The following is a 23482-nucleotide window of genomic DNA, read 5'->3' on the forward strand; positions in this document are numbered from 1 at the left end:
GGCTCGGTAGCTCAGTCGGTAGAGCAAAGGACTGAAAATCCTTGTGTCGGCGGTTCGATTCCGTCCCGAGCCACTGTCAAAGTATGGTCTGTATAGATCATACTTTTTTAATTAAATGATAATATTGGTAATAACTCTAGTAGAATGCTAGCTTTTATTACCTTGTATTTTACAAAAGACACTATTAAATTACAGCTATAATACAATTATGTTACATCTTTTGATCTAGTATGCCATTATTTTTATTTTATGATAAAGTAATAGAGTGTTTAAAAGAGAAATTTGTCACATTAAAATATAAAGAATTTTCTCTCCCAAGGCGCTGGAGAAACCTGTTTTAGGAGGAAAAGTAGTGTTAAAACAAACAAACATATATACTAAAGTACGTCATTTGATTAAACCTGTTAACTTTGATAAGAAAGCGCTTAGTATCGTCAAAAAAGCAATGGTTACGACTGTAGCAGTCGCAACACTAACAGTTGGTTCGGTAGAAGCTGCTAATGGTGGATCAGTCATTTCTACAATCTATCATGTATATGTTAACGGAGAAAATATTGGAACAGTAGATGACAAAAAGACTATTGAGAAGGCTGTAAACGACAAGATGAAAAAGATGGACGATCGTAACGGTTATCTTGAATTTTCTGTAGGAGACCAGTTAACCTACATACCTGAAAAAGTCTTTAGTCCTGTAGTTAATAATGAAACTACCGCTAAGAAAGTTAAAAATAACATAGAGATATTTGCAGCATCAGCTGCCATTAATGTTAACGGAGAACCAATCGCTTATTTTGCAAACGAAGAAGAAGCAAATGAAGTGTTGAAAAAGATCAAAACATCTTACGTGTCAGCAAAAGAGTTAGAGAAACTAGAGCTACAACAAAAGCCGAATGAATTACCGAATGACCTATCGAATGAATTACCGCCACTGAAGGAAGGCGAATCAAGAATTATAGATGTATCCTTTGATGAATCAGTTAAAGTTACTAAAGAGGACATTTCACCAGATAATATCATTACTGTTGACCAAGGTGTTTCTTTATTAAAGAAAGGGACGTTGGCAGAGAAAAAATATGAAATTAAACAAGGTGATGTCTTAGGAAGTATTGCAAATGCTCATGACTTAAGTACAGAAGAGCTTCTTAAACTTAATTCAGATATATCCGAAAAGACAGTATTGCAAATCGGTCAGCAATTAAATGTTACTCAGTATGAACCATTTGTACATGTTCTCGTAAAAGAAGAGCATTATAAACGAGTTGTAATACCATTTAAAACCGAGACGATTGAAAAAGATACAATGTATAAAGGTGATCAAAAGGTAAATCAAGAAGGTCAAAATGGTGAGAAACTAGAGAATATTATTATTGTAAAAGATAATGGTACGCAAATAGAAAAAACAACGATTAAAGAAGAAGTTACTAAAGAACCTGTAAATAAAATTATTTTCAAAGGTACGAAGGTTGTGCCTTCACGTGGAACTGGTACTCTATTATGGCCAGCCTCAGGCGGTTATGTTTCAAGCGAAATGGGACAGCGATGGGGAAAGCTGCATAAAGGTATGGATATTGCGAGACCAAGTAATTATACGATTAAAGCTGCAGACAATGGAGTCGTTGAATTTGCAGGCTGGGATGGAGGATATGGAAATCGAATTGTTATTAATCATAACAATGGTATAAAGACAACATATTCACATCTGTCATCAATAAGCGTCTCAGTTGGACAAACGATTGAAAAAGGACGCAAAATTGGCATGATGGGGTCGACAGGTAATTCAACTGGTACCCATCTACATTTTGAAGTATACAAAAACGGAAGTGTACAAAACCCGAGAAATTTCTTGCAGTAACCTCTAGCTTTGCTAGAGGTTTTTTTGTAATTCATATACTCCTCATGATAAAGTAAGGATACAGAATGTTCCGGGAAAGGAGTCTTTCTATGAAAAATAAAGTTCTTGTAGTAGACGATGAAAAACCAATTGCTGATATTTTAAAATTTAACCTAGAAAAAGAAGGTTACGAAGTTACATGTGCTTACGATGGAGTAGAAGCACTTAATCAAGTTGAAGAGGTAAAACCGAGTATCATATTACTCGATATTATGCTCCCACAAAAAGATGGAATGGAAGTTTGCCGAGAAGTAAGGAAAAAATATGATATGCCAATCATCATGCTAACAGCAAAGGACACAGAAATTGATAAAGTTCTTGGTTTAGAATTAGGAGCGGATGATTATGTAACAAAACCGTTCAGTACTAGAGAGTTGCTTGCACGTGTAAAAGCTAATTTAAGAAGGCATCAACTCATACCAGAAGAAAATACATCACAAGATGACAATAATTACTTATCAATTGGACCACTAGTCATACAACCGGATGCTTATGTTGTTTCAAAACGTGGTGAAACGATAGAGCTGACTCACCGCGAGTTCGAGTTATTACATTATTTAGCAAAACACCTAGGTCAAGTAATGACAAGAGAGCATTTGCTTCAAACAGTGTGGGGTTACGATTATTTTGGTGATGTTCGTACAGTTGATGTCACAGTTCGACGACTCCGTGAAAAAATTGAAGATAACCCTAGCGATCCAACTTGGATTGTTACTAGAAGGGGTGTTGGATACTACTTACGAAATCCAGAGCAGGAGTAAATTTATTTATGAAAAAAGTTGGTGTGTTTCGTTCCATTCATATTAAGTTTATTCTAATTTATATTCTCCTCATTCTTATTGCTATGCAAATTATAGGGGTGTATTTTGTTCGGAAGCTAGAAGGTCAGCTCGTCGAAGGCTTTAAAGTGTCACTGGATAGACAAGAAAACATCCTATCCTACTATTTAGAGGAAGCCATAACATTAGAGCGAGATGAACAAGCAAGCACAGTTGAGGATGATGTCAAAAATATTTTGCGAGACTACGATTATCAGGACATTATTGAGGTACGTGTTATTGATATCAATAGTCGTGTCATAGGAACGTCTAATCCAGATAATGAGAAAATTGTTGGGAAAAGAATGACTGAGCGTGGGATTAATCTTGCGCTTATTGTTGGAACAGCTAGTGATGAATTGGTTATAGAACCAAATACAGGGTTCAGATTGCGTGTATTATCAACACCTATCAAGTCAAATGATGAAATTGTTGGTGCGATATACTTAGTAGCTTCTATGGAAAATGTCTATAATCAAATGAAGCAAATTAATCGTATTCTTGTAACAGGAACAGTTTTAGCTATGGTCATTACTGCCGTATTAGGGATCTTTTTAGCCCATACGATTACTCGTCCAATTTCTGATATGAGAAAACAAGCTCTTGCGATGGCAAAAGGAAATTTCTCTAGAAAGGTTCGTATTTACGGATATGATGAAATTGGTCAATTAGCATTAACCTTTAATTATTTATCTAGAAAACTCCAAGAAGCACAAGCGTCTACAGAGGGTGAGAGACGTAAGCTTGCTTCAGTTATTACACATATGACAGACGGGGTTATAGCGACTGACAGAACAGGACATATCATTTTAATAAATGATCCTGCCTTAAAACTATTAGGTATATCTAGGGAAGACGTATTTAATAAACCTATTATTTCGGCCTTAGGATTAGAGGATGAACTTAATTTTGATACACTTTTAAATGAGAGAGAATCTTTAATACTCGACGTGAGTACAAAGGATAACTCTTATATACTTCGGGTAAATTTTTCTGTCATTGAAAATAAAATCGGTATTACAAATGGCTTAATAGCTGTTTTACATGATGTGACCGAGCAAGAGAAGATCGAGCAGGAACGGCGAGAATTTGTTGCGAATGTGTCACATGAATTAAGAACGCCACTTACGACAATGAGAAGTTATTTGGAAGCATTAGCGGAAGGGGCATGGCAGGACAAAGATATTGCACCACAGTTTTTACATGTTACACAAACAGAAACTGAACGTATGATAAGACTAGTGAAGGATTTACTTCAGCTATCTAAGTTAGATAGTAGGGATTACTCATTACATAGAACACCTGTTAATTTTATTGAATTTTTTCATCAGATTATTGATCGATTTGAAATTTCAAAGAATCAATATGTAACTTTCAAAAGACAGCTACCAGATGAAAAAATTACGGTTAGTATTGATAAGGATAAAGTAACTCAAGTCATAGATAACATCATTTCAAATGCATTAAAATACTCTCCAGAAGGAGGACAAGTCAGCTTCTCTTTGAGGAAAAATGTTAATCATCTTGAAGTAATCATAAGTGATGAAGGTGTCGGTATTCCTAAGGCAAACCTTGCACATATATTCGATAGGTTTTATAGAGTTGATAAGGCTAGAAGCCGTAACCTCGGTGGAACAGGTCTAGGTTTGGCAATTTCCAAAGAAATGATAGAAGCGCATGGAGGAGACATTTGGGCAGAGAGTGAGGAGGGCAAGGGTACGACAATTTTCTTTACACTCCCACTTGAAAAGGAGCAAGAGGATGAGTGGTCATGAAATTTGAGGTCTTAAAATCAATATTGCTAACAACATTAGTGCTGATCAGTATTATTTTAACATGGAATATTTGGACTTTCCAAAATAAGTATAAAACATTAGAAAATCCAGATATTAATCAATTTGTTTTAGTTAACAATGAAACTCGTGATGTTGAAGAACTGATTAAACCTAGTCAAATGTTTATTCATTATAATTACGATGATTATGGAACAAATGAATATTACAAAATTGATAAAATGGTATCAGAAATACAAAAATGGATTATTACGAATGTAACAAATATATCTAATACTATTCCACAAAAAGATTTTTTATCATTTATCCATGGAGATAATAAAATTGAAATAGTCTATCAAGACCAAGTTCCAGCTGAATTTACGAAGAAAATGTTTCAATTTCAAAATCCAGATATTTTAGTCGGGCTGTATGATCGTATCGTCGTTGATGTGGATAAGGGAGAATTATATTTTGTTTTATATGATAAGCAAAGAGTGTATAAAGCATCACTAGATAATGTTTATTTAGAAAATATAAGGAAAAATTTCCAAGAAAAAAAATCGTATACACACTATATCCCATACGACATCAATGAAGTAAAACGCATTTATGTACCATCGGGAGAGCAAGCTGTATATCAATTGGAATATACGTATGAAACACTTGCTCCAGAAGTATTTAAGGATGCTCTTTTTAGTGATCCTAAATCTGTTCAAAAGGAATCATTATCTTCCCACGTGGTTGTGTATACAGATGGCTCACGATTTATGGAAGTAAATTCTTTAACGAATCGTTTAAAGTTTGAGAATCCAGTATCAGAGGATAGTGACATATTAAGTACCGCAAATACTGTATTAAAAAGCATTGATTTTGTAAATAGTCATGGCGGATGGACGGATAAATATCGTTATTGGAGCTGGGATGAGAACAGAGAAAAGTATACGCAAACGACAGAGTTTCAATTATTTTTACGAAACCTACCTGTTTTCAATGAAAGTAACCTTACAAAAATTGAACAATATTGGCGAAATGGCAAATTATATCGATATGAACGCCCGATGATTGAACTAAAGATTTCTGAACATAGGGAGGTTACTATACCAACGGGTGAAGAAATTATTAATCATTTGGAACAAATGGAACAATTTAATAAAAATTCTCTTGAAGATCTAATCTTAGGCTATAGGCTTAGACGAGATGAACGAGATGTTTTAATTTTTGATCCAGTTTGGTTTTATCGTTATAACAACATCTGGCGTCATATTAATGTAGAAGAGGTAGGAGGAGAGTATATTGGATTGGAATAAGACGAAAACCATTTTCATTATTACTTTTCTCTTGCTAGATATTTTTTTAGTCTATCAGTTACTTGAAATGCGCAATAATAACCAATTAATGATATTGACAGAAAAAACAATTGAGGAAAATTTAGCTGCTGACGATATTACTTATGTTAAAATTCCTGAGGTAGAGGAGAGAGGAAAATATTTAAGCGGTGAAAGTAGATTGTTTACGGAGGAAGAACTAACGAAACTAGCTGGTCAGGATATACCCATTGTTGATACTACAATAGTAGAATCAACATTGTTAACACCGTATCTATTAGAAGAAGCAAAGCTTGACTTCCTACTAAGTCAATTTTTCAAAGAGTATATTATTGATGGCGATAAATACACTCTTTGGGAGATGGATGAGGAGCTAAACCAAATTATTTTCTATCAACTATTTAATGATAAAGTTATTTACAACGAACAAAATAGTAGTATTATCGTACAACTTAATGACATAAATGAAATTATTTCTTATAGGCAGACAATGCTTAATATAGAAGAATACGAAAAAGAAGAAGAAATTATTCCTGCGATAAAGGCGTTAGAAATTCTCCACAATAAGAACTTATTAAAGTTTGGTAGCCAAATAACAGAAATTGAGTTAGGATATTATTCAATTGTGCCATTTACAACTCCCCAATCAAAGGTTCTTACACCGACTTGGCAATTTGTCGTAAACGATCAGGAAAACTATTACGTCAATGCATTTGAGGGGAAAGTTATTGACGAGGAAAGTTTGGAGTGAAAGAAAGTATGAGTTTACAATTTAGTGTGCTTGCAAGTGGCAGTACTGGAAATGCGTTTTATATAGAAACGAACGAGCAATCAATATTAGTTGATGCTGGCTTAAGTGGTAAACAGATGGAGCGATTATTTCTTCAGATTGACCGTACGATAAGTAATCTATCTGGAATTTTAGTAACTCATGAACATGTTGATCATATAAAAGGGATAGGTGTATTAGCTAGGAAATATCAATTACCAATATACGCGAATGCAAAGACGTGGAGTGCGATGGAAAGTAAAGTTGGTGAAATCCCTACAGAACAAAAGTTTATTTTTGATATGGGTAAAGTGAAATCGTTTGGCAATTTAGATATAGAGTCATTTGGAGTGTCACACGATGCAGCCGAGCCAATGTTTTATGTTTTTCACCATGAAGGTAATAAAATTGCACTTATTACGGATACTGGTTATGTCAGTGATCGAATGAAAGGAATTATTAACAACGCTGACGTATTTGTGTTTGAGAGCAATCATGATGTTGACATGCTAAGAATGGGTAAATATCCGTGGAATATTAAGCGCCGAATTTTAAGTGATGTTGGCCACGTATCCAATGAAGATGCAGCCATTGCGATGACTGAAGTTATAGGTGATCGTACGAAACGTATTTATTTAGCACATTTAAGCCAAGATAATAATATGAAGGATTTAGCACGGATGGCAGTTTCTCAGACATTAGAATCAAAAGGTTTTATGATCGGAGAGCAGTTTAACTTATATGATACTGATCCAAATCAACCGACAAAGCTCATAGCAGTCTAGTTCATAATCAAATCTTCCATAAAGTTGAATCGAGTTATAGCATCCATCCCTTAGAAGTTGCTTCATGCTTTTTACTCGCATAGAGTTACATTTCTTACAAGAAAGCGTTCTTGGCTTCTTTTCTATTTTTAAAATTTAGGGCGTGGATATAACAGACTGTCCACTTTTTAAAACAATAGCATACGAAAAGAGCCTTCTCTAAAAAGGCAAAAACACCCTTCATGTGAAATTATGTGATGACTGTGTTAGTTCGTGGATATGATAGATTTATTAGTATTTCTGAGTATAATAAATATTACAAGCATTAATTGCAAAATCTAACATTCATCGGTGAAAGGGTGGATAACTTATGGGATATTATGATCAAGACTATGAGCAAGCTCAAGGAAAGCAAAAAGGAAATCGAGGCGGTTGGTTTTTATCAGCACTTGTTGGGGCTATTCTAGGAGCGTTGCTAGTTGTTATTGCAATTCCTACTTTAGTTAATTTAGATGTTTTACCGTATGATATAGCTATTAACGAGGAGCAAGCTGAGCAACTTGAAACAAATAACGGGACACCAATAAATGAGGGAACTAATAAAAATATTGCCGTCAATGTATCCTCACAAGTAACGGATGCAGTTGATAAAGTATCAGATGCAGTTGTTGGTGTAGTGAATATTCAACAAGCCGGCTTTTGGAGTAACAACGAAGCTGGAGCACAAGAAGCAGGAACAGGATCAGGAGTTATTTATAAAAAAGATAACGGTAAAGCTTATGTTGTCACTAATCACCATGTCATCGAAGGTGCTAATGCAGTAGAAGTAAGCTTGGCTGACGGAACTCGTGTACCAGCAACCATACTCGGAAGTGATATTTGGACTGACTTAGCAGTTCTTGAAATTGATGGTGAACATGTTACAACGGTAGCCGAGTTTGGTGACTCTGATCAAATTAATTTAGGTGAGCCAGTCATTGCTATTGGAAATCCATTAGGCTTGGAGTTTTCTGGTTCAGTAACACAAGGGATCGTATCAGGTTTAAATCGTTCTGTACCAATGGACATTAATGGGGATGGTACGTATGATTGGAACTCTGAAGTTTTGCAAACAGATGCAGCAATTAACCCAGGTAATAGCGGTGGAGCATTAGTTAACATCGATGGTCAAGTCATAGGGATTAACTCAATGAAAATAGCTGAACAAGCAGTTGAAGGAATTGGCTTCTCAATTCCAAGTAATTATGCGCTACCTGTCATTCAGGACTTAGAGCAATACCGGGAAGTGCGGCGTCCTTATATGGGAGTAGGAGACTTGGTATCGTTAAATGAGATCTCAGATTACCATAAAAACCAAACACTTCATTTACCCGAAGATGTTACAGAAGGTGTCGTCATCCAGCGAGTAGAACCTAATTCTCCAGCAAGCCAAGCAGGCTTAACAGAATTAGACGTCATTGTCGCAATGGATGGTGTACAAATTACAGATACAATTGAATTAAGAAAGTACTTGTATAATGAAAAAGCAATTGGCGACACGATGGATGTCACTATCTTCCGAGACGGTGAAGAACAAACAGTCACAATGAAGTTGATCGAAGAAATATTTTAGATATTAATAGGTAGAGGCTTCTCTTTAGTCAAATTCGTTTGGCAGAGAGAAGCCTCTTTTTGAAGTTGGACAATAACAGTAGCTATTTTGAGAGAAAGAGGGGATATTTCTTCAGTAAAAGCTTAAATTCCGATAGAAAGAGTGCTGATTTGGACAATAAAGAGATGGTCATAGGAAATTAAGTTAATAATTAGAGTTATTATATATGTTGGTAGATTTTTCTTTACATAAAAGTATAATATACTATAGATATGGTTCAAAGCATGCAACATTCTTGAGAAAATTAACATTTTTAATGAAAAACAAACTGCGATACTTGAAGGCAACAATGCAATGTTATGCAGTGTAATTATTGAACAAATACATTAGTTAACCTATTGTCCGATGAAAGGATGAATAATAAATGGGCTATTATGACGATGGTTATGTTCACATACAAAAAAGATACAAAAGGAAGAGAAAGAAAAAAGGTTGGTTGTTAACTGTATTTATAGGTGCAGTTGTCGGCACATTCATTGTCATTATGTTCATTCCTCTATTAGCAAAATTAGATGTCCTCCCTTATAAAATTGTATATGAACACGAAAAAATTCAATTACCAGAGGAAATTGATTCTGTCTCAGTTACAGCAGCCCCTAGTAGAAAAATGTCAGTCAATGTGATTACACCTGTAACTGAAGCTGTAGAGAAAGTTTCAGAGGCAGTTGTCGGTGTCGTAAACATTCAAGAAGCAAGCTTTTGGTCAAGTAGAGGAACGGTCGAAGCTGGTACTGGTTCAGGTGTTATATATAAAAAAGACCGTGACATAGCATATATTGTGACAAATCACCATGTTGTTGAACAGGCTAATCGCGTTGAAGTCGTACTATATGATGGTACACGTGTAAATGCGGACATAGTCGGAACTGACGCATTAACAGATTTGGCTGTACTCAAAATTGATGCAAAGGATATAACGGTCATTGCCGAATTAGGTGACTCAGATCAGTTGAAAATTGGGGAAACCGTCATCGCAATAGGTAACCCATTAGGAATCCATCTATCAGGTTCCGTCACAAAAGGCATTATTTCTGGTACTAATCGGTTTATCCCAGTAGAAGTAGAATCAAAAGGCAGAATCATTGATTGGTTTGCTGAGGTTTTACAAACCGATGCTGCGATAAACCCAGGAAATAGTGGAGGCGCACTCGTAGATATGAATGGAAAGGTCATCGGCATAAATTCGATGAAAATTGCAAGGCATGCTGTTGAAGGTATAGGCCTTTCAATCCCAATTAACTATGTACAACAAACAATTGAAAACTTAGAAGAGAATGGCGAGATTAGACGCCCTTATATGGGGGTAGAATTAACCTCTCTACAAGATATTCCGGTGGAGCATTTACAAAAAACATTAAAGCTACCAACAGAAGTGACTAAAGGTGTAGCTATCACTGGCGTTGAACGATCCTCACCTGCTGACGAAGCCGGTTTGCAAGAGCTTGATGTCATTGTCGAGCTTGACGGTGAGCAAATAAATGACCTAACAAGCTTAAGAAGGCACTTATATACGAAAAAGTCAGTCGGAGATACGATGGAAGTAACATTGTTTCGACAAGGATTAAAACAAACAATAACGATGAAGCTGTCTAAATATATTTTGCTGTAGGTAGATGTATAAAAGGTAGGACCAGAGGGTTATGAGAAACCCTCTTTTTTATGAATAACTTTTATTTAGATATGTTGTATTGTTAATTGGTTTATAAGTAGGATTATTTATTGTAATTGTAGGAGTATAAGCTAATGTCTAGATTTAGAGCTTTTCTTGAGAGGTAGTTTTACCATTTCACCCCGAAGGTAAAAAGCATCTTCATGAGAAATGTCTTGAGTTAAGTGCTTGTCGGAGGAGTCAGGATGACAAGATTCCACCTTTACCACTAGGGAGTGGGCGGTTTTAATGTGGTTGAGAAGTCGCTTATGCTTTTATGTGTGTGGATAAATATTTATGTCAGTAATTACCCACAATAATATATGCTACAATGGATAACGGAAAAAAGAATTGCCCACATGTGGATAAATATAAAGAGTCATTGTTTGGAGGAATGAGAACATGAAATGCTGTGATGAACATATAGATTTAGCCATTGATATGTATGTAGATGAACATGAAATTGCACCAGAAATAAATATGCTAAATGAAGAAGAAAAGTTGTCAACATGCTGTGAATTTTGTCGAAATCAAGCAACATATATTGTAGGGAACTAATATTCTCATACAAGATGTGGATAGAAAATGTGTATATGTGGATAACCACTGTGGATAACTTGTAAGTAAACTGTTTATAAAGCGGGGATAAATGTGAATATCTCAATTATTTCAATTGGAAAACTAAAAGAAAAATACTTAAAGCAAGGCATACAAGAATACTTAAAACGCCTCACACCTTATGCAAAGGTGAACATCATTGAGCTCCCAGATGAAAAAGCACCCGAAGCCTTAAGCGAGCAACAAATGGAGCAAATCAAACAAAAGGAAGGCGAGCGCATACTCGCAAAAATATCAGAAGACACCCACGTCATCGCCCTTGCGATCGAAGGCAAAATGAAAACATCCGAACAGCTCGCAAAAGACCTCGATCATTTGGCAACGTACGGAAAGAGCAAAGTTGCTTTTGTGATTGGCGGGTCACTAGGACTAAGTAATGAAGTAATGCAGAGGTCGAACGAATCGTTGTCATTTTCTAAGATGACTTTTCCTCATCAGTTGATGAGGTTGATTTTGTTGGAGCAGGTTTATCGAGTTTTTCGGATTAATAGGGGGGAACCGTATCATAAGTAAAAAACTTAAATACAAGTATCAGTATGTCTGTTAAATTTTTGTCTCTAATAAGTCGGCTAAAGATATTTTTAGATCGAAAAACCGCACCTCCAATTGTATCGAACAATAGAGGTGCAGTTTTTTATGTCTCCTAAATAAAGATTACTTCAAATCAAATCGATCTGCATCCATCACCTTGACCCAAGCGGCTACAAAGTCATGGACAAACTTTTCTGTATTATCGTCTTGAGCATACACTTCAACTATAGCTCGAAGAACTGCGTTTGAACCGAATACGAGGTCAAAGCGTGAGGCAGTACGCACGACTTCACCAGATTTGCGGTCACGGCCTTCATATTTGTTGAAGCCCGCTGGTTTCCACTCAATCCCCATGTCAAGCAGGTTCACAAAAAAGTCATTTGTCAACGTGCCGACACGGTCAGTAAATACGCCGTGTTCCGAACCGCCATGGTTCGTGCCAAGGACACGCATACCGCCGAGCAAGACTGTCATTTCTGGTGCAGTTAGACCTAGTAGATGCGCTTTGTCTACCAACATTTCTTCTGGGCTGATAGAGTATTCTTTCTTCTGGTAGTTACGGAACCCATCAGATACCGGCTCTAATACTTCAAAGTTTTCCACTTCTGTTTGCTCATCAGTTGCGTCACCACGACCAGGAGAAAATGGAACTGTTACATCGAAGCCTGCTTCTTTAGCTGCTTTTTCGATTGCAGCGTTTCCACCAAGTACGATTAAATCAGCAAGGCTGACTTTTTTATCAAGCTTACTTTGAAGGTCCACGTAGATTCCAAGCACTTTTTCAAGCTGTGCAGGTTCGTTTGCTTCCCAGTCTTTTTGAGGAGCCAGACGGATGCGTGCACCGTTCGCACCCCCACGCATATCAGAACCACGATATGTGCTTGCTGAAGCCCAAGCTGTTTTCACTAATTCGCTTACGGTTAATCCTGTGCTAAGAATTTTTTCTTTTAGGTCAGCGATTTCCGCATCAGATAGTTCATAATCGGCTTCTGTAATTGGATCCTGCCAGATTAACTCTTCTTGTGGAACCTCTGGGCCCCAGTATCTATCTTTTGGCCCCATGTCACGGTGAAGTAATTTAAACCATGCACGTGCGAATACATCTGCAAACTCTTCCGGATCCTCATAAAAGCGACGGGAAATTTTTTCATATTCTGGATCCATACGTAAGGCCATGTCCGCTGTTGTCATCATCGTCTTTACACGTTTAGATGGATCTTCAGCATCTGGGGCCAAATGTTCTTCCTGCATATTGACAGGTGCCCATTGGGAAGCTCCTGCAGGACTCTTTGTCAACTCCCACTCATATTTGAATAACAATTCAAAGTAGCCATTATCCCATTTAGTAGGGTTCGTCGTCCATGCACCTTCAATACCACTTGATATCGTATCACGGCCCTTTCCGCTCTTGTATGTACTCTTCCAGCCAAACCCTTGTGTTTCAAGTGTAGCTGCTTCAGGGTCGTCACCTACTTGAGAGGCGTCCCCAGCGCCATGTGCTTTACCAAATGTGTGTCCACCAGCGACAAGCGCTACCGTTTCTTCGTCATTCATCCCCATACGTTCGAATGTATCACGAATATCACGGGCACTTGCAAGTGGATCTGGCTCTCCGTTTGGACCTTCAGGATTTACATAAATGAGCCCCATCTGTACAGCAGCGAGTGGATTTTCTAGCTCACGGTCACCGGAATACCTGTTGTCTGCTAACCATTCCTTCTCTGAACCCCAATACACATCTTCCTCAGGGTGCCAAATGTCCTCACGTCCTGCTCCAAAACCAAAAGTTTTTAAGCCCATAGATTCAAGTGCTACGTTACCTGTTAATACAAGTAAATCCGCCCAAGAAATCTTGTTTCCATACTTTTGCTTAATAGGCCATAACAGACGGCGGGCCTTATCAAGATTGACATTATCCGGCCAGCTGTTCAGAGGTGCAAAGCGCTGTGATCCAGTTGAGCCGCCCCCGCGTCCATCAGCCGTCCGATATGTACCTGCTGCATGCCAAGACATTCGAATAAAGAATGGACCGTAGTGACCGTAGTCAGCAGGCCACCAATCTTGGCTATCTGTCATTAAATGATGAAGATCTTTCTTTAGAGCATCATAATCGAGCTTAGAGAATTCTTCTTTATAATTAAAGTCTTCTCCCATTGGGTTGGATTTCTTGTCATGCTGGCGAAGTATGCCCAAATTCAATTGGTTCGGCCACCAGTCTTTATTCGTCGTACCTCTAGGCGCTGTCGTTGTCGTGATTGCACTATCTTTGTGATGAGTTACAGGACATTGCCCCGCAGCTGCAGCTGTGTGTTCTTTTTGGTCAGGATAATTGTTGTTTTCCATTCATCATTCTCCTTCCTATTTTTGAACATTTAGTCGAAGATAACATTACATCTTGCCACAAATAGGTGTTAGACTATTATGATAATTCTTACTCTCTATTATAGTGGACTGGGTGTTTGATTCAAAGTGATATGTGCTGTGGATGGAGAATTTTATTGAACATTGATTAAATGATAAGGCTTGTTCACAAGATTCTTAATTAACAGGTTTACTAAAATTTAAATCTTACTAATTGCATTAGCGACTATCTTAATGGGTATCTTGTTGTATAAAATTAACACCATATGGTATTCTTTACAAATAACGATACCTTCATTCAAAGGAGGAAATAATGAAAAAAAATATAAATGTAGTAGGAGCTGTTATCTTTAATGATAACAAAATCCTTTGCGCTCAAAGAGGAGCGGGAAAATCATTACCTTTATTATGGGAATTTCCAGGTGGGAAAATTGAAAAAGGTGAAAAACCAGAAGAAGCTTTACAACGTGAAATTGAAGAGGAAATGCACTGTACCATTGATGTTGGTGAAAAAGTAGAGTATACCGTTCATGAATATGATTTTGGTATTGTTCATTTAACTACCTATTATTGTAAGTTAATAAATGGGAAACCAGTTTTAACAGAACACGCTGCAATTAAATGGTTAACACCTAATGAGTTACCAAGTCTTGAATGGGCTCCTGCTGACATTCCTGCTATTGAGAAAATAGCAAAAGTATATGCATAAGATAATGCTATCCAATTTTTTTATTGGATAGCATTTTTTAATGGTAACTGTTTACAGTATAGGGAAAGAAGATTAGAATTTTTATATAAACTGGGAATGAAAGGTGATTTTAATGGTAAGCTTTGTACAACACTTGCAGGACTCTATTTATCAGGGTTTTATAGATCATGCTCATGGTAAATCTACCCGCTATAAACCACAGTTGTTAATTAATAACACAACTAAAAATGAGAGTATCTTATCTACATTTTTAGAAGAGCTAAATCGTTGTGAGGATTTCTTCTTCTCTGTTGCTTTTATTACAGAAAGTGGTTTAGCAACTTTAAAAGCACTACTTTGGGATCTAAAACAAAAAGGAATTAAAGGAAGAATATTAACTTCAACTTTTTTGCAATTTAATCAGCCAAATGTGTTTAGAGAATTAATGAAGATTTCAAATGTAGAAGTAAAGCTAACTAATTTAAAAGGATTTCATGCTAAAGGTTATATCTTCAAACATAAAACCCACTATTCTTTAATTGTTGGAAGCTCTAACTTAACTGCCCAGGCGTTAAAAGCTAATTACGAATGGAATGTTAAACTAAATTCACATGAAAATGGAGACATTATTCATCACTTTATTAACCAATTTGAAGAAGTATGGGAAGAGTCGATTGGTTTAACCTCAGATTGGATCGATAAATATGAAAAGGTGTTTCAAGATTTAAAACCAACTAACATTCAGAATGTAATTGAACACCCGGTTCAATACCAAGTGAATTCTATTACAGATACCCTTCAAATTCAACCCAATAAAATGCAGGAGGCCGCCCTACAAAATATTCAAAGTGTGAGGGAAGATGGGAATGATAAGGCGCTTGTAATTTCAGCAACCGGAACTGGGAAAACCTATTTATCTGCCTTTGATGTAAGAAGATTTGCACCGAAAAAGATGCTCTTCATTGTCCATCGTGAACAAATTTTACAAAAGGCTAAGTCAGACTTTCAAAAAATACTAGGTGGAATTGATCGAGATTTTGGTATCTTATCAGGGAATTCCAAGCAAAGTGATGCAAGATATCTTTTTGCTACAATCCAAACGTTATCAAAAGATGATGTTTTAAACCAATTTGTAACTAAGGAATTCGATTATGTGTTAGTAGATGAAGTACATAAAGCGGGGGCCAAGTCTTATATAAAAGTTTTGGATTACTTTAAACCAGAGTTTTTGATGGGAATGACCGCTACACCTGAGAGAACTGATGATTTCAATATTTATCAATTATTTGATTACAATATTGCTTATGAAATACGATTGCAGGAAGCACTAGAAGAGGATATGTTATGTCCATTTCATTATTTCGGTGTGACAGATTTTGAATTCAATGGAGAATTATTAGATGAAACAGCTGCATTATCTAAACTCGTTACTGAAGAGAGAGTTGATCATATACTAGAGAAAGTAGAGTACTATGGCCATTCAGGAGACAAGGTACGAGGACTTATATTCTGTAGTAGAAAAGAAGAAGCGATAGAGCTCTCTAAAGCTCTAAGCGAAAAAGGTTTAAAAACGGTTGCTTTATTAGGAAATCATTCACCTGAAGAAAGAATACTTCGAGTGAATCAACTAGAAAATGGCCTGCTCGATTACATTATTACAGTAGATATTTTTAATGAGGGTGTCGATATTCCGAGTATTAATCAAGTAGTCATGCTGAGACAAACACAATCAAGTATTATCTTCATTCAACAATTGGGTCGGGGACTTAGAAAGCATGTTAGCAAAGATTTTGTAACAGTGATCGACTTTATAGGTAACTATAAAAATAACTATCTCATTCCAGTAGCTCTATCAGGTGACAAATCTCAGAATAAAGATAATATTCGCCGTCACACAAAAGATACTTGCTATATCAAAGGGGTATCTACCATTAATTTTGAAGAGGTAGCTAAAAAGCAAATATTTAAGTCAATTAATGATACAAAGTTAACATCCTTAAAAGTTTTAAAAGACGCATACATAGAATTGAAGCATAAAATTGGCAAAGTGCCATTTTTATACGATTTTATATCTTATAAATCAATTGATCCATGTGTTATCGTAAATGAACTGAAAACGAATTATCACAAGTTCTTAGAGAAAATGAAAGAAGATGTACCTACATTGTCAAAATATGAAAACGACGTTTTAACTATGTTCTCTCAGGAAATTTTAAATGGCAAAAGAAAACATGAAATTGTTATTTTAGAATTATTACTAGAAAGATGTGAAATTACAAGAAAAGAATTTGTTGATGAATTATCGAAATATGGATGTGCAACGGATGAGGAAACGATAGCAGCAGTAGAACGTGTTATGGCTCTTTCCTTTTATACTCAGGCTGCTATTAAAAAATATGGTGGTAAACCTATTATTCTTCAAGAGGGTGAAGGTTATCGGTTAAATGAAAGCATTATTAATAGTCTATCGAAGAATAAATTCTTCAAGTCATTAGTAACGGATGTAATAAAAACTGCAAAAGAAAAGAGTCTTACATACGAGAGCACTAACCAACTAACGTTGTATCGAAAATATTCACGTAAGGACGCTTGTAAGTTATTGAATTGGATAAATGACGAAAGCTCAACTATGTATGGCTATAAACCAAAGCATGGCACTTGTCCTATCTTTGTTACTTATCATAAGAATGAAGATATAGAATCTAGTGTGAACTATGGTGATGAATTTATAAATCAAGAGATTTTTAGATTGTATACAAAAAGTAATCGTACTTTGCAGTCTGAAGAAGTTAAGAAGATAATTAATGCTGAGGACCTGGGTATGGATTTACATCTCTTTATAAAAAAAGACGATGATGAGGGAACAGACTTTTATTATATTGGTAAAGCTATACCAGAAACTCGGAGTGAAGAACAAACAACGATGTTGGACAAGAATGGTAATGAATTGCCGGTTGTAAGGATGAATTTACTATTAGAGCATGAGGTGGAATCCTCGTTGTACCATTATTTAATCGAAGAATAAACATCATTCTTCTACTAAAATATACTAGTTTTTTATAACAAAACAATAACAACATAGTAGGTGAATACAATGCCAAATCTTTCACACTATCAATCTTTATTTGATGGGGAAAATACAGAGGCCAGATGTAATAGGGTACTTGAAGAAGTAGCACCCGATGTAAAGAGAGTATTTGAACAATTTATAGGGTCAAGGGACATTCCTATAGGTGAAGATTTATATATCCGTAGCTATGATACGACTTTGAAGACAACTATTAGTGATTCACGTAACCCTGCCCTTGCTGAGCAGAAAAAGAACTCTGATATTGGCAGAAAATATTTTGTGGGTCTATTTAAGAAATTAGGAGACAAGGAAATTAATTTCTTGACACTGGAACTGAACGGTATTGACCGTTCAGTATTAATACATACAGAAGTGAATTTCATACCTTTTTGGTCTTGGGTTAAAAGTGATGTAATCCAAGAAGTATTGTCATCCATTCCCGATAAATATTCTATTTTTACAGGACGCAAAGAAAAAGAACAAGTGTCAAAAGAAGATATGGAAAATTATATTAAAGGCTGTATTAAACCGAGAAAGAGGCCTTCATTTCAAATTGGGATGTCCTTTGCTCTTAAAGAACAGTTAAATGAAGAAGAATGGATCGGACATTTACAAGAAGCTTGGGATGAATTGAGTCATTTTAGAAACCATATTAACGATGAATTACAAATAGGACAAAGAGCACTCGTTGCGTTACAGCAATTGTCTGCAATTAGAGATATAAAAAAGACCGTATTACTAGGTCGCAGCTATACTGTAGATCTTTCTTCTGTTGAAAACTATAAGTCACAAGGGAAAAGACAATCATTTCAAATAAATGATGGAGATCAAATGATTACAAAAGGCAGTATTAGCTATCTTGATTATCATGATAAAAACTCTCCATACCAAACGATTGTTGTGAAGGTAGCAGGAGGTAACCAAATTTTCACCAATGTACGTGAAATCTTAAACAATAAAGAACAAGAATGGTGGATAAAAAAGTTATTTGCTACTCAGAGCATGGATAATAAGGAAATTTTGAAAAATGCTATGCAATTACTTCAAGAGCATGACATTAAAGTTGATGGTAATTCCTATTACGTTGGTACCTATGATAACGCCTCTGAGACGTTTAATGAAGGTGCGCATCAAGTGAAACAGAACTTCATTAATGCAGCTCTTCTATTTGCTCATGCTCGAAAAGCTGTGGAGCTGCCTTCTGATATTGATGACAATGACTTGGAAAAAGAGGAGCATGAGCTCACTGAGACAGAAACACTTGAGCCTAACTTCAGATTGGCAGAAATTTATGACATGATTGAGAACAGTCAATTTACTTTCTCTAAATCGATTGTGAGGGATTTGCACCTGAATTTAACGGCACTTGATGATAAGCATTTTGTAGTTCTCAGTGGAATTTCTGGAACTGGGAAAACCCAAATTTGCCGTTTATATGCGAATGCTGTATATGGCCTAGAATATGAAAATGAAAATCCATATTTCAGTATTATTCCTGTTCGTCCTGACTGGACGGATGCCAGTTCCTTGTTTGGCTACTATAGCTCATTTGAAAAACGTTATGTAAAAACAGAATTTTTGAAAGTCATATTAAATGCATTGAAGCAGCGTGAAAAACCACATTTTATTCTGCTTGATGAAATGAACTTGGCTAGGGTTGAATACTATTTAAGCGATTATTTAAGTGCGGTGGAATCAAGAAAAGAAATCCCGCTTCATCAAGATGATCATATTACAGATGTTCCTCAAAGACTAAGCATCCCGCCAAACATATATATACTTGGAACGATCAACGTCGATGAAACCACTCATTCCATATCAGATAAAGTATTGGACCGTGCTTTTGTCATGACATTATCAGATGTAGACTTTACTTCCTTCTGGGACAGAGTGGATCAGGATATGAAGGATTTATTGAAAAAGGAATTCGTTCTTCTAAAAGAGTTGCATGCCACATTGGCTAAGTACGAGCTTCATTTTGGTTATAGAACAATGGGTGAAATGCTACAGAAGCTCTATGCTAATTATCAACTTGGCTCCGATCATGCAATGGATTGGAAGGAGTCACTGGATGGTGTGATTGCCGAAAAAGTATTGACAAAAATACGCGGTGACGAACGAATATCCGAGATGCTAAATGAGCTAAATAAATGGCTCACAGCAAAAATTGAAGGAGATTCGGTCTCATTGCAGCATGTGAAGCGGATGCAGGAGGAGCTAGAGTATTATGGTGCTACTCAGTTCTGGAGGTAAGTTGGAGGTTAGGACATATTCGGAAGGATGGATGCCATTTAACGAAGTCCTTTTTACAGAGGCAACTGAATATAAGCTACGGTATGAGGGCGACCAAATTGATTTAAGGATCCAAGGAGTACCTGTGCCTTTTCATCGAGAGGGTAATGTGTTCTTTTCTTCATTCATGACTCCCTTTCAGAGTGGATCTGTTCAGATATTTATAAATGAGCAGCAATATGAAACATTCATATATCCTGACTCTAGAAAAATGAATGAACAGCAATATGATTTGATGATTGAAGAAATTTTAGAGGAAAGTAATAGCTGTTTTCAATTGAGTGGATTGGACAGAAAAGTGAATACATCAGGCAGGAGCAGAGGAGCTTCTTGGACACAGTGGATTTACATTGAAAGATCGTTTCAGCAGCTCCGTCAAATTTTTGTCCATATTGAGAAACAGCCATTCCGCAGACTTGTCAAATTACCTATTATACAGAAGAGAGAAAAGGTACAGCGTGTTGGACAAACGACTCTGCACTGGCTTGATAAGAAAGGGTACGGCAACAATATTCCTCTCAATGTTGAAACGACCAAAACCTTTGAGACACTTGACGTGTATGAAAATCAAGTGTTAAAAAAGCAGCTGTTTAACTTAAGTACGCTTCTAAGTACTTATATAAACCTAGGAAGAGTGGAGGTTACAAAAAAGGCTGAAAAATATCAATCTATAATCAGAAGGTGGCTAAACTCACCCTTTCTAAAGGAAGTCACGATGCATCAAGGTTCGTATTCTATCACCCAGAAATTTAGGAAACATCCTGTGTACCGACAGTGGTACCAATGGTTTGAAAAGCTCTTTAATCATGAGAGAGAAGGAATCGGATTTGATTACCCTGTTGCTATGAAAGACACATTCGCACTATATGAGATGTGGTGTTTCATGAAAATTGTAGGGATATTAAGAGATCTGAACTTCATTGAGGGAACTAGTGGGTTATACAAGACGAAAGAAAGTGGAATCTTTCTAGACTTAGCTGAAAATAAAGAAAGCCGTATTAACCTTAAAGGAGGAAAGGCTCTCTATTTTCAAAGAAACTATCAGTTTAATTCTAGAGAATTCTACACTTTTACCCAAAGGATGATTCCTGATATTGTCTTGGAGTGCGGAAATGAAATGATCGTTTTTGATCCTAAATACCGCGTACCTGGTAATATTGGTACTGCTCTTGGTGAAATGCATAAGTATCGTGATGGAATTATACATAGAGATTCAGGCGAAAGAGCTGTTCGTGAGGTATATATTTTGACACCAACCAATGAAGGTTCAGTTGAAACGATGCGCTATTTTCAAGAAAGTTATTATAATAGTTATGCAATGGGCGCCATACAGATGGTTCCTGGAATAGAATGTGAGCAGTTGAAGAATAAGTTATTAGCCATTTTTCTTGATAACTAACTATAATTTAGATATCAGTCACTTATTGAAATGTCATGGTTCGACAAGTGACTGGTACCTTTATCAACAGAATAAACAATGACAGATACTTTCTCTTTAAGCCTAATTACCAATAAAATCAGCTACTACTAACCCAATAGATCGCCTTAATCAGCCCTTTTACTATCGAAATAACACAGTTTACTATCCAAATCAGGCCTTTTACTATCCAAATTACATAGTTTACTATCCAAATCAGCTCCTTTACTATCCAAAATCACCATTTTACTATCCAAATCACACAATTTACTATCCCAACCCGCCACACCACTCATCATTCTTTAGTTGTTCTAAAGAATAATACATTTGCATATGTTGAAGTGGCCTCATCTTGTCATATCATCATCTTCTTCGGGTGTCCTACGTATATATTTTCTAGTAGTCTTTATTAAGTCTACTTATTCAAATCGTAATATGAGTCATATTTTGTTAGCTTCATAGCTAAGTAATATGCTATAACAATAATAAAGAGAAATATGGAGGTGTAGCTCACATGAGTGATATCCTTATTCGATATTTGAAACATTATACTGATGCTAGTGAATCAGAGATAGAGATGATTGTTGCAGATATACCTATTGCAGAATATAAAAAAGGAACTATCCTTTTAGATCAGGGAGAGGTTCCAGAGAAATGCTATTTTGTCGTAAAGGGTTGCGTCCGCCAGTTTGCAGTTGATGAAGAGGGGAGAGAAACGACGTATAATTTTTTTACAGAAGAACAAGCGGTGACGATTTTCAATCAGCATAGTTCTGATAAAACATCAAAGTACTCGTTAATCTGTGTGGAGGACTGTGTCCTCGTTGTAGGTGATTTATCGATCGAGGATCAGATGTATGACAAGCATCCAGGACTTGAGACGATGACGCGTAAGTTAATGGAAGAGATTATGGGTGAAATGCACGATGATATTGCTACGTTTATTTCATCTCGCCCAGAAGAGCGGTATAAGGCGCTCGTTGACAAACGCCCTGATTTGATTAACCGTGTACCACAGCATCAGTTAGCAAGCTATTTAGGTATTACACCTGAGTCACTTAGTCGTATCAAACGAAGATTATAGCGCTCAAATTTGCGCAGCCTTATTATGTGCTTTCCTTTTTGGATACGATTTAATAGGTGTTTTACCACCTTTCATTAAGAGCCAAATGCAAAAGCCTAGCTCTCCAGCAGTCATTGGAATCATCAAAATCATCTCGATAGTTGAAGTCACATTTTCAAGCGTTGGAAAAAACCCGTCTAATAGATGGACCAACATATAGCTTGCACCACCTAATACAAGTAGAATGCTTATGATCTTTGGAACTGTTTTAGTTTTTGAAACGACAAAGCCCACTATTAATAGATGCATCCCAAAGACGATTAACCCAAACGACCAAACAGATTCAAATGCTAGTACAGACATCATGACTTCAGAAGCGAGAAGACTGTCAGGCTGATTCAACAGCTCATTATTATACTTAATGAGATTATCTACTTGAATTAGATTTGAGACGGCGATAGCTAGTATGGCGGTATACATCAATCGAAGCCAAGCAGCTAGCGTTGCATATCCTTCATGTATTTGTTTTAAAAAGATATAAAATGCCCATGAAACGATAATATCCGTTATTAATATAACTAACCAACCAAGTATTGCTGCTCTAAATAATCCTGTTGATGCTGAAATGTTATTAAATGTTTCAATTGAGCTATTACTAATCATTAAAGAACTATGAACATAGCCAAATGAGAAAAATGCAGCTACGGTCATGATGAGCAAGGATATCCCTGCAATTAATGCTGATTTTCGAAGCTGATTTACATCTTGCTGTAATACTTCCATATCATTCCCTCCTAAGTC

17 protein-coding genes and 1 tRNA gene are annotated in these 23482 nt (G+C 36.3%); 16 read left to right on the plus strand and 2 right to left on the minus strand.

Translation table 11 applies throughout. The features are described 5' to 3' along the window. The 11 genes from SLH48_RS08970 to rlmH all read left to right on the plus strand — a co-directional run bounded on the left by SLH48_RS08970 (nucleotide 1) and on the right by rlmH (nucleotide 11772). Nucleotides 1–73 (plus strand) — tRNA-Phe (locus tag SLH48_RS08970). Nucleotides 74–352: 279 nt separating this feature from the next. Continuing rightward, nucleotides 353–1852, plus strand: a complete 1500-nt coding sequence (locus tag SLH48_RS08975) for a M23 family metallopeptidase (RefSeq protein ID WP_320257882.1) — start codon at nucleotides 353–355, stop codon at nucleotides 1850–1852. A gap of 89 nt (nucleotides 1853–1941) precedes the next feature. Further along, nucleotides 1942–2652 (plus strand): response regulator YycF, encoded by a 711-nt coding sequence (yycF, locus tag SLH48_RS08980; RefSeq protein WP_320257883.1) that lies wholly within the window; start codon nucleotides 1942–1944, stop codon nucleotides 2650–2652. An 8-nt stretch (nucleotides 2653–2660) separates the two neighbouring features. Then, entirely contained in the window at nucleotides 2661–4484 is a 1824-nt protein-coding gene (gene walK, locus SLH48_RS08985; RefSeq protein WP_320257884.1) for a cell wall metabolism sensor histidine kinase WalK, read from the plus strand. Continuing rightward, a complete protein-coding gene (locus SLH48_RS08990; protein WP_320257885.1) occupies nucleotides 4481–5791 on the plus strand; it encodes a YycH family regulatory protein in 1311 nt (436 codons plus the stop codon). Before walK ends, SLH48_RS08990 begins: the two co-directional genes overlap by 4 nt. Then, on the plus strand, nucleotides 5778–6560 hold the full coding sequence (locus SLH48_RS08995) for a two-component system regulatory protein YycI (RefSeq protein ID WP_320257886.1): 783 nt from the start codon (nucleotides 5778–5780) through the stop codon (nucleotides 6558–6560). Before SLH48_RS08990 ends, SLH48_RS08995 begins: the two co-directional genes overlap by 14 nt. Nucleotides 6561–6568: 8 nt before the next feature. Further along, entirely contained in the window at nucleotides 6569–7363 is a 795-nt protein-coding gene (locus tag SLH48_RS09000) for an MBL fold metallo-hydrolase (RefSeq protein WP_320257887.1), read from the plus strand. A 349-nt stretch (nucleotides 7364–7712) separates the two neighbouring features. After that, entirely contained in the window at nucleotides 7713–8954 is a 1242-nt protein-coding gene (locus SLH48_RS09005; RefSeq protein ID WP_320257888.1) for a S1C family serine protease, read from the plus strand. Between the two features lie 403 nt (nucleotides 8955–9357). Further along, nucleotides 9358–10602, plus strand: a complete 1245-nt coding sequence (locus tag SLH48_RS09010; protein ID WP_320257889.1) for a S1C family serine protease — start codon at nucleotides 9358–9360, stop codon at nucleotides 10600–10602. A 441-nt stretch (nucleotides 10603–11043) separates the two neighbouring features. After that, the gene (locus SLH48_RS09015) at nucleotides 11044–11199 is read left to right on the plus strand and encodes a CxxH/CxxC protein (RefSeq protein WP_214482827.1); all 156 of its coding nucleotides are present in this window, start codon (nucleotides 11044–11046) and stop codon (nucleotides 11197–11199) included. Nucleotides 11200–11292: 93 nt separating this feature from the next. Then, entirely contained in the window at nucleotides 11293–11772 is a 480-nt protein-coding gene (gene rlmH, locus SLH48_RS09020; protein WP_320257890.1) for a 23S rRNA (pseudouridine(1915)-N(3))-methyltransferase RlmH, read from the plus strand. Between the two features lie 141 nt (nucleotides 11773–11913). Here rlmH and katG read toward each other — a convergent pair whose 3' ends face one another. After that, nucleotides 11914–14133 (minus strand): catalase/peroxidase HPI, encoded by a 2220-nt coding sequence (katG, locus tag SLH48_RS09025; protein ID WP_320257891.1) that lies wholly within the window; start codon nucleotides 14131–14133, stop codon nucleotides 11914–11916. Nucleotides 14134–14464: 331 nt separating this feature from the next. On the opposite strand from katG, the gene SLH48_RS09030 reads away from it, so the two are divergent. The 5 genes from SLH48_RS09030 (at nucleotide 14465) to SLH48_RS09050 (ending at nucleotide 22702) form a co-directional block, all read left to right on the plus strand. After that, complete coding sequence (locus tag SLH48_RS09030; RefSeq protein WP_320257892.1) at nucleotides 14465–14860, plus strand: (deoxy)nucleoside triphosphate pyrophosphohydrolase; 396 nt, start codon at nucleotides 14465–14467, stop codon at nucleotides 14858–14860. Nucleotides 14861–14972: 112 nt separating this feature from the next. Then, nucleotides 14973–17864, plus strand: a complete 2892-nt coding sequence (locus SLH48_RS09035; protein ID WP_320257893.1) for a DEAD/DEAH box helicase — start codon at nucleotides 14973–14975, stop codon at nucleotides 17862–17864. Between the two features lie 69 nt (nucleotides 17865–17933). Continuing rightward, nucleotides 17934–20162: a hypothetical protein gene (locus SLH48_RS09040; protein WP_320257894.1), complete on the plus strand. Its 2229-nt coding sequence runs from the start codon at nucleotides 17934–17936 to the stop codon at nucleotides 20160–20162. A gap of 1 nt (nucleotide 20163) precedes the next feature. Beyond that, the gene (locus tag SLH48_RS09045) at nucleotides 20164–21600 is read left to right on the plus strand and encodes a DUF2357 domain-containing protein (RefSeq protein WP_320257895.1); all 1437 of its coding nucleotides are present in this window, start codon (nucleotides 20164–20166) and stop codon (nucleotides 21598–21600) included. A 532-nt stretch (nucleotides 21601–22132) separates the two neighbouring features. Next, nucleotides 22133–22702 (plus strand): Crp/Fnr family transcriptional regulator, encoded by a 570-nt coding sequence (locus SLH48_RS09050; protein ID WP_320257896.1) that lies wholly within the window; start codon nucleotides 22133–22135, stop codon nucleotides 22700–22702. Nucleotides 22703–22705: 3 nt separating this feature from the next. Here the strand turns inward: SLH48_RS09050 and SLH48_RS09055 are convergent, their stop codons facing one another. After that, the gene (locus tag SLH48_RS09055) at nucleotides 22706–23464 is read right to left on the minus strand and encodes a DUF4386 domain-containing protein (protein WP_320257897.1); all 759 of its coding nucleotides are present in this window, start codon (nucleotides 23462–23464) and stop codon (nucleotides 22706–22708) included. Between the last annotated feature and the right edge of the window lie 18 nt (nucleotides 23465–23482).

Origin of the sequence: Cytobacillus sp. IB215316 (assembly GCF_033963865.1) — a bacterium.
In the GTDB taxonomy this organism is placed as follows: Bacteria; Bacillota; Bacilli; order Bacillales; family SM2101; genus Nanhaiella; species Nanhaiella sioensis.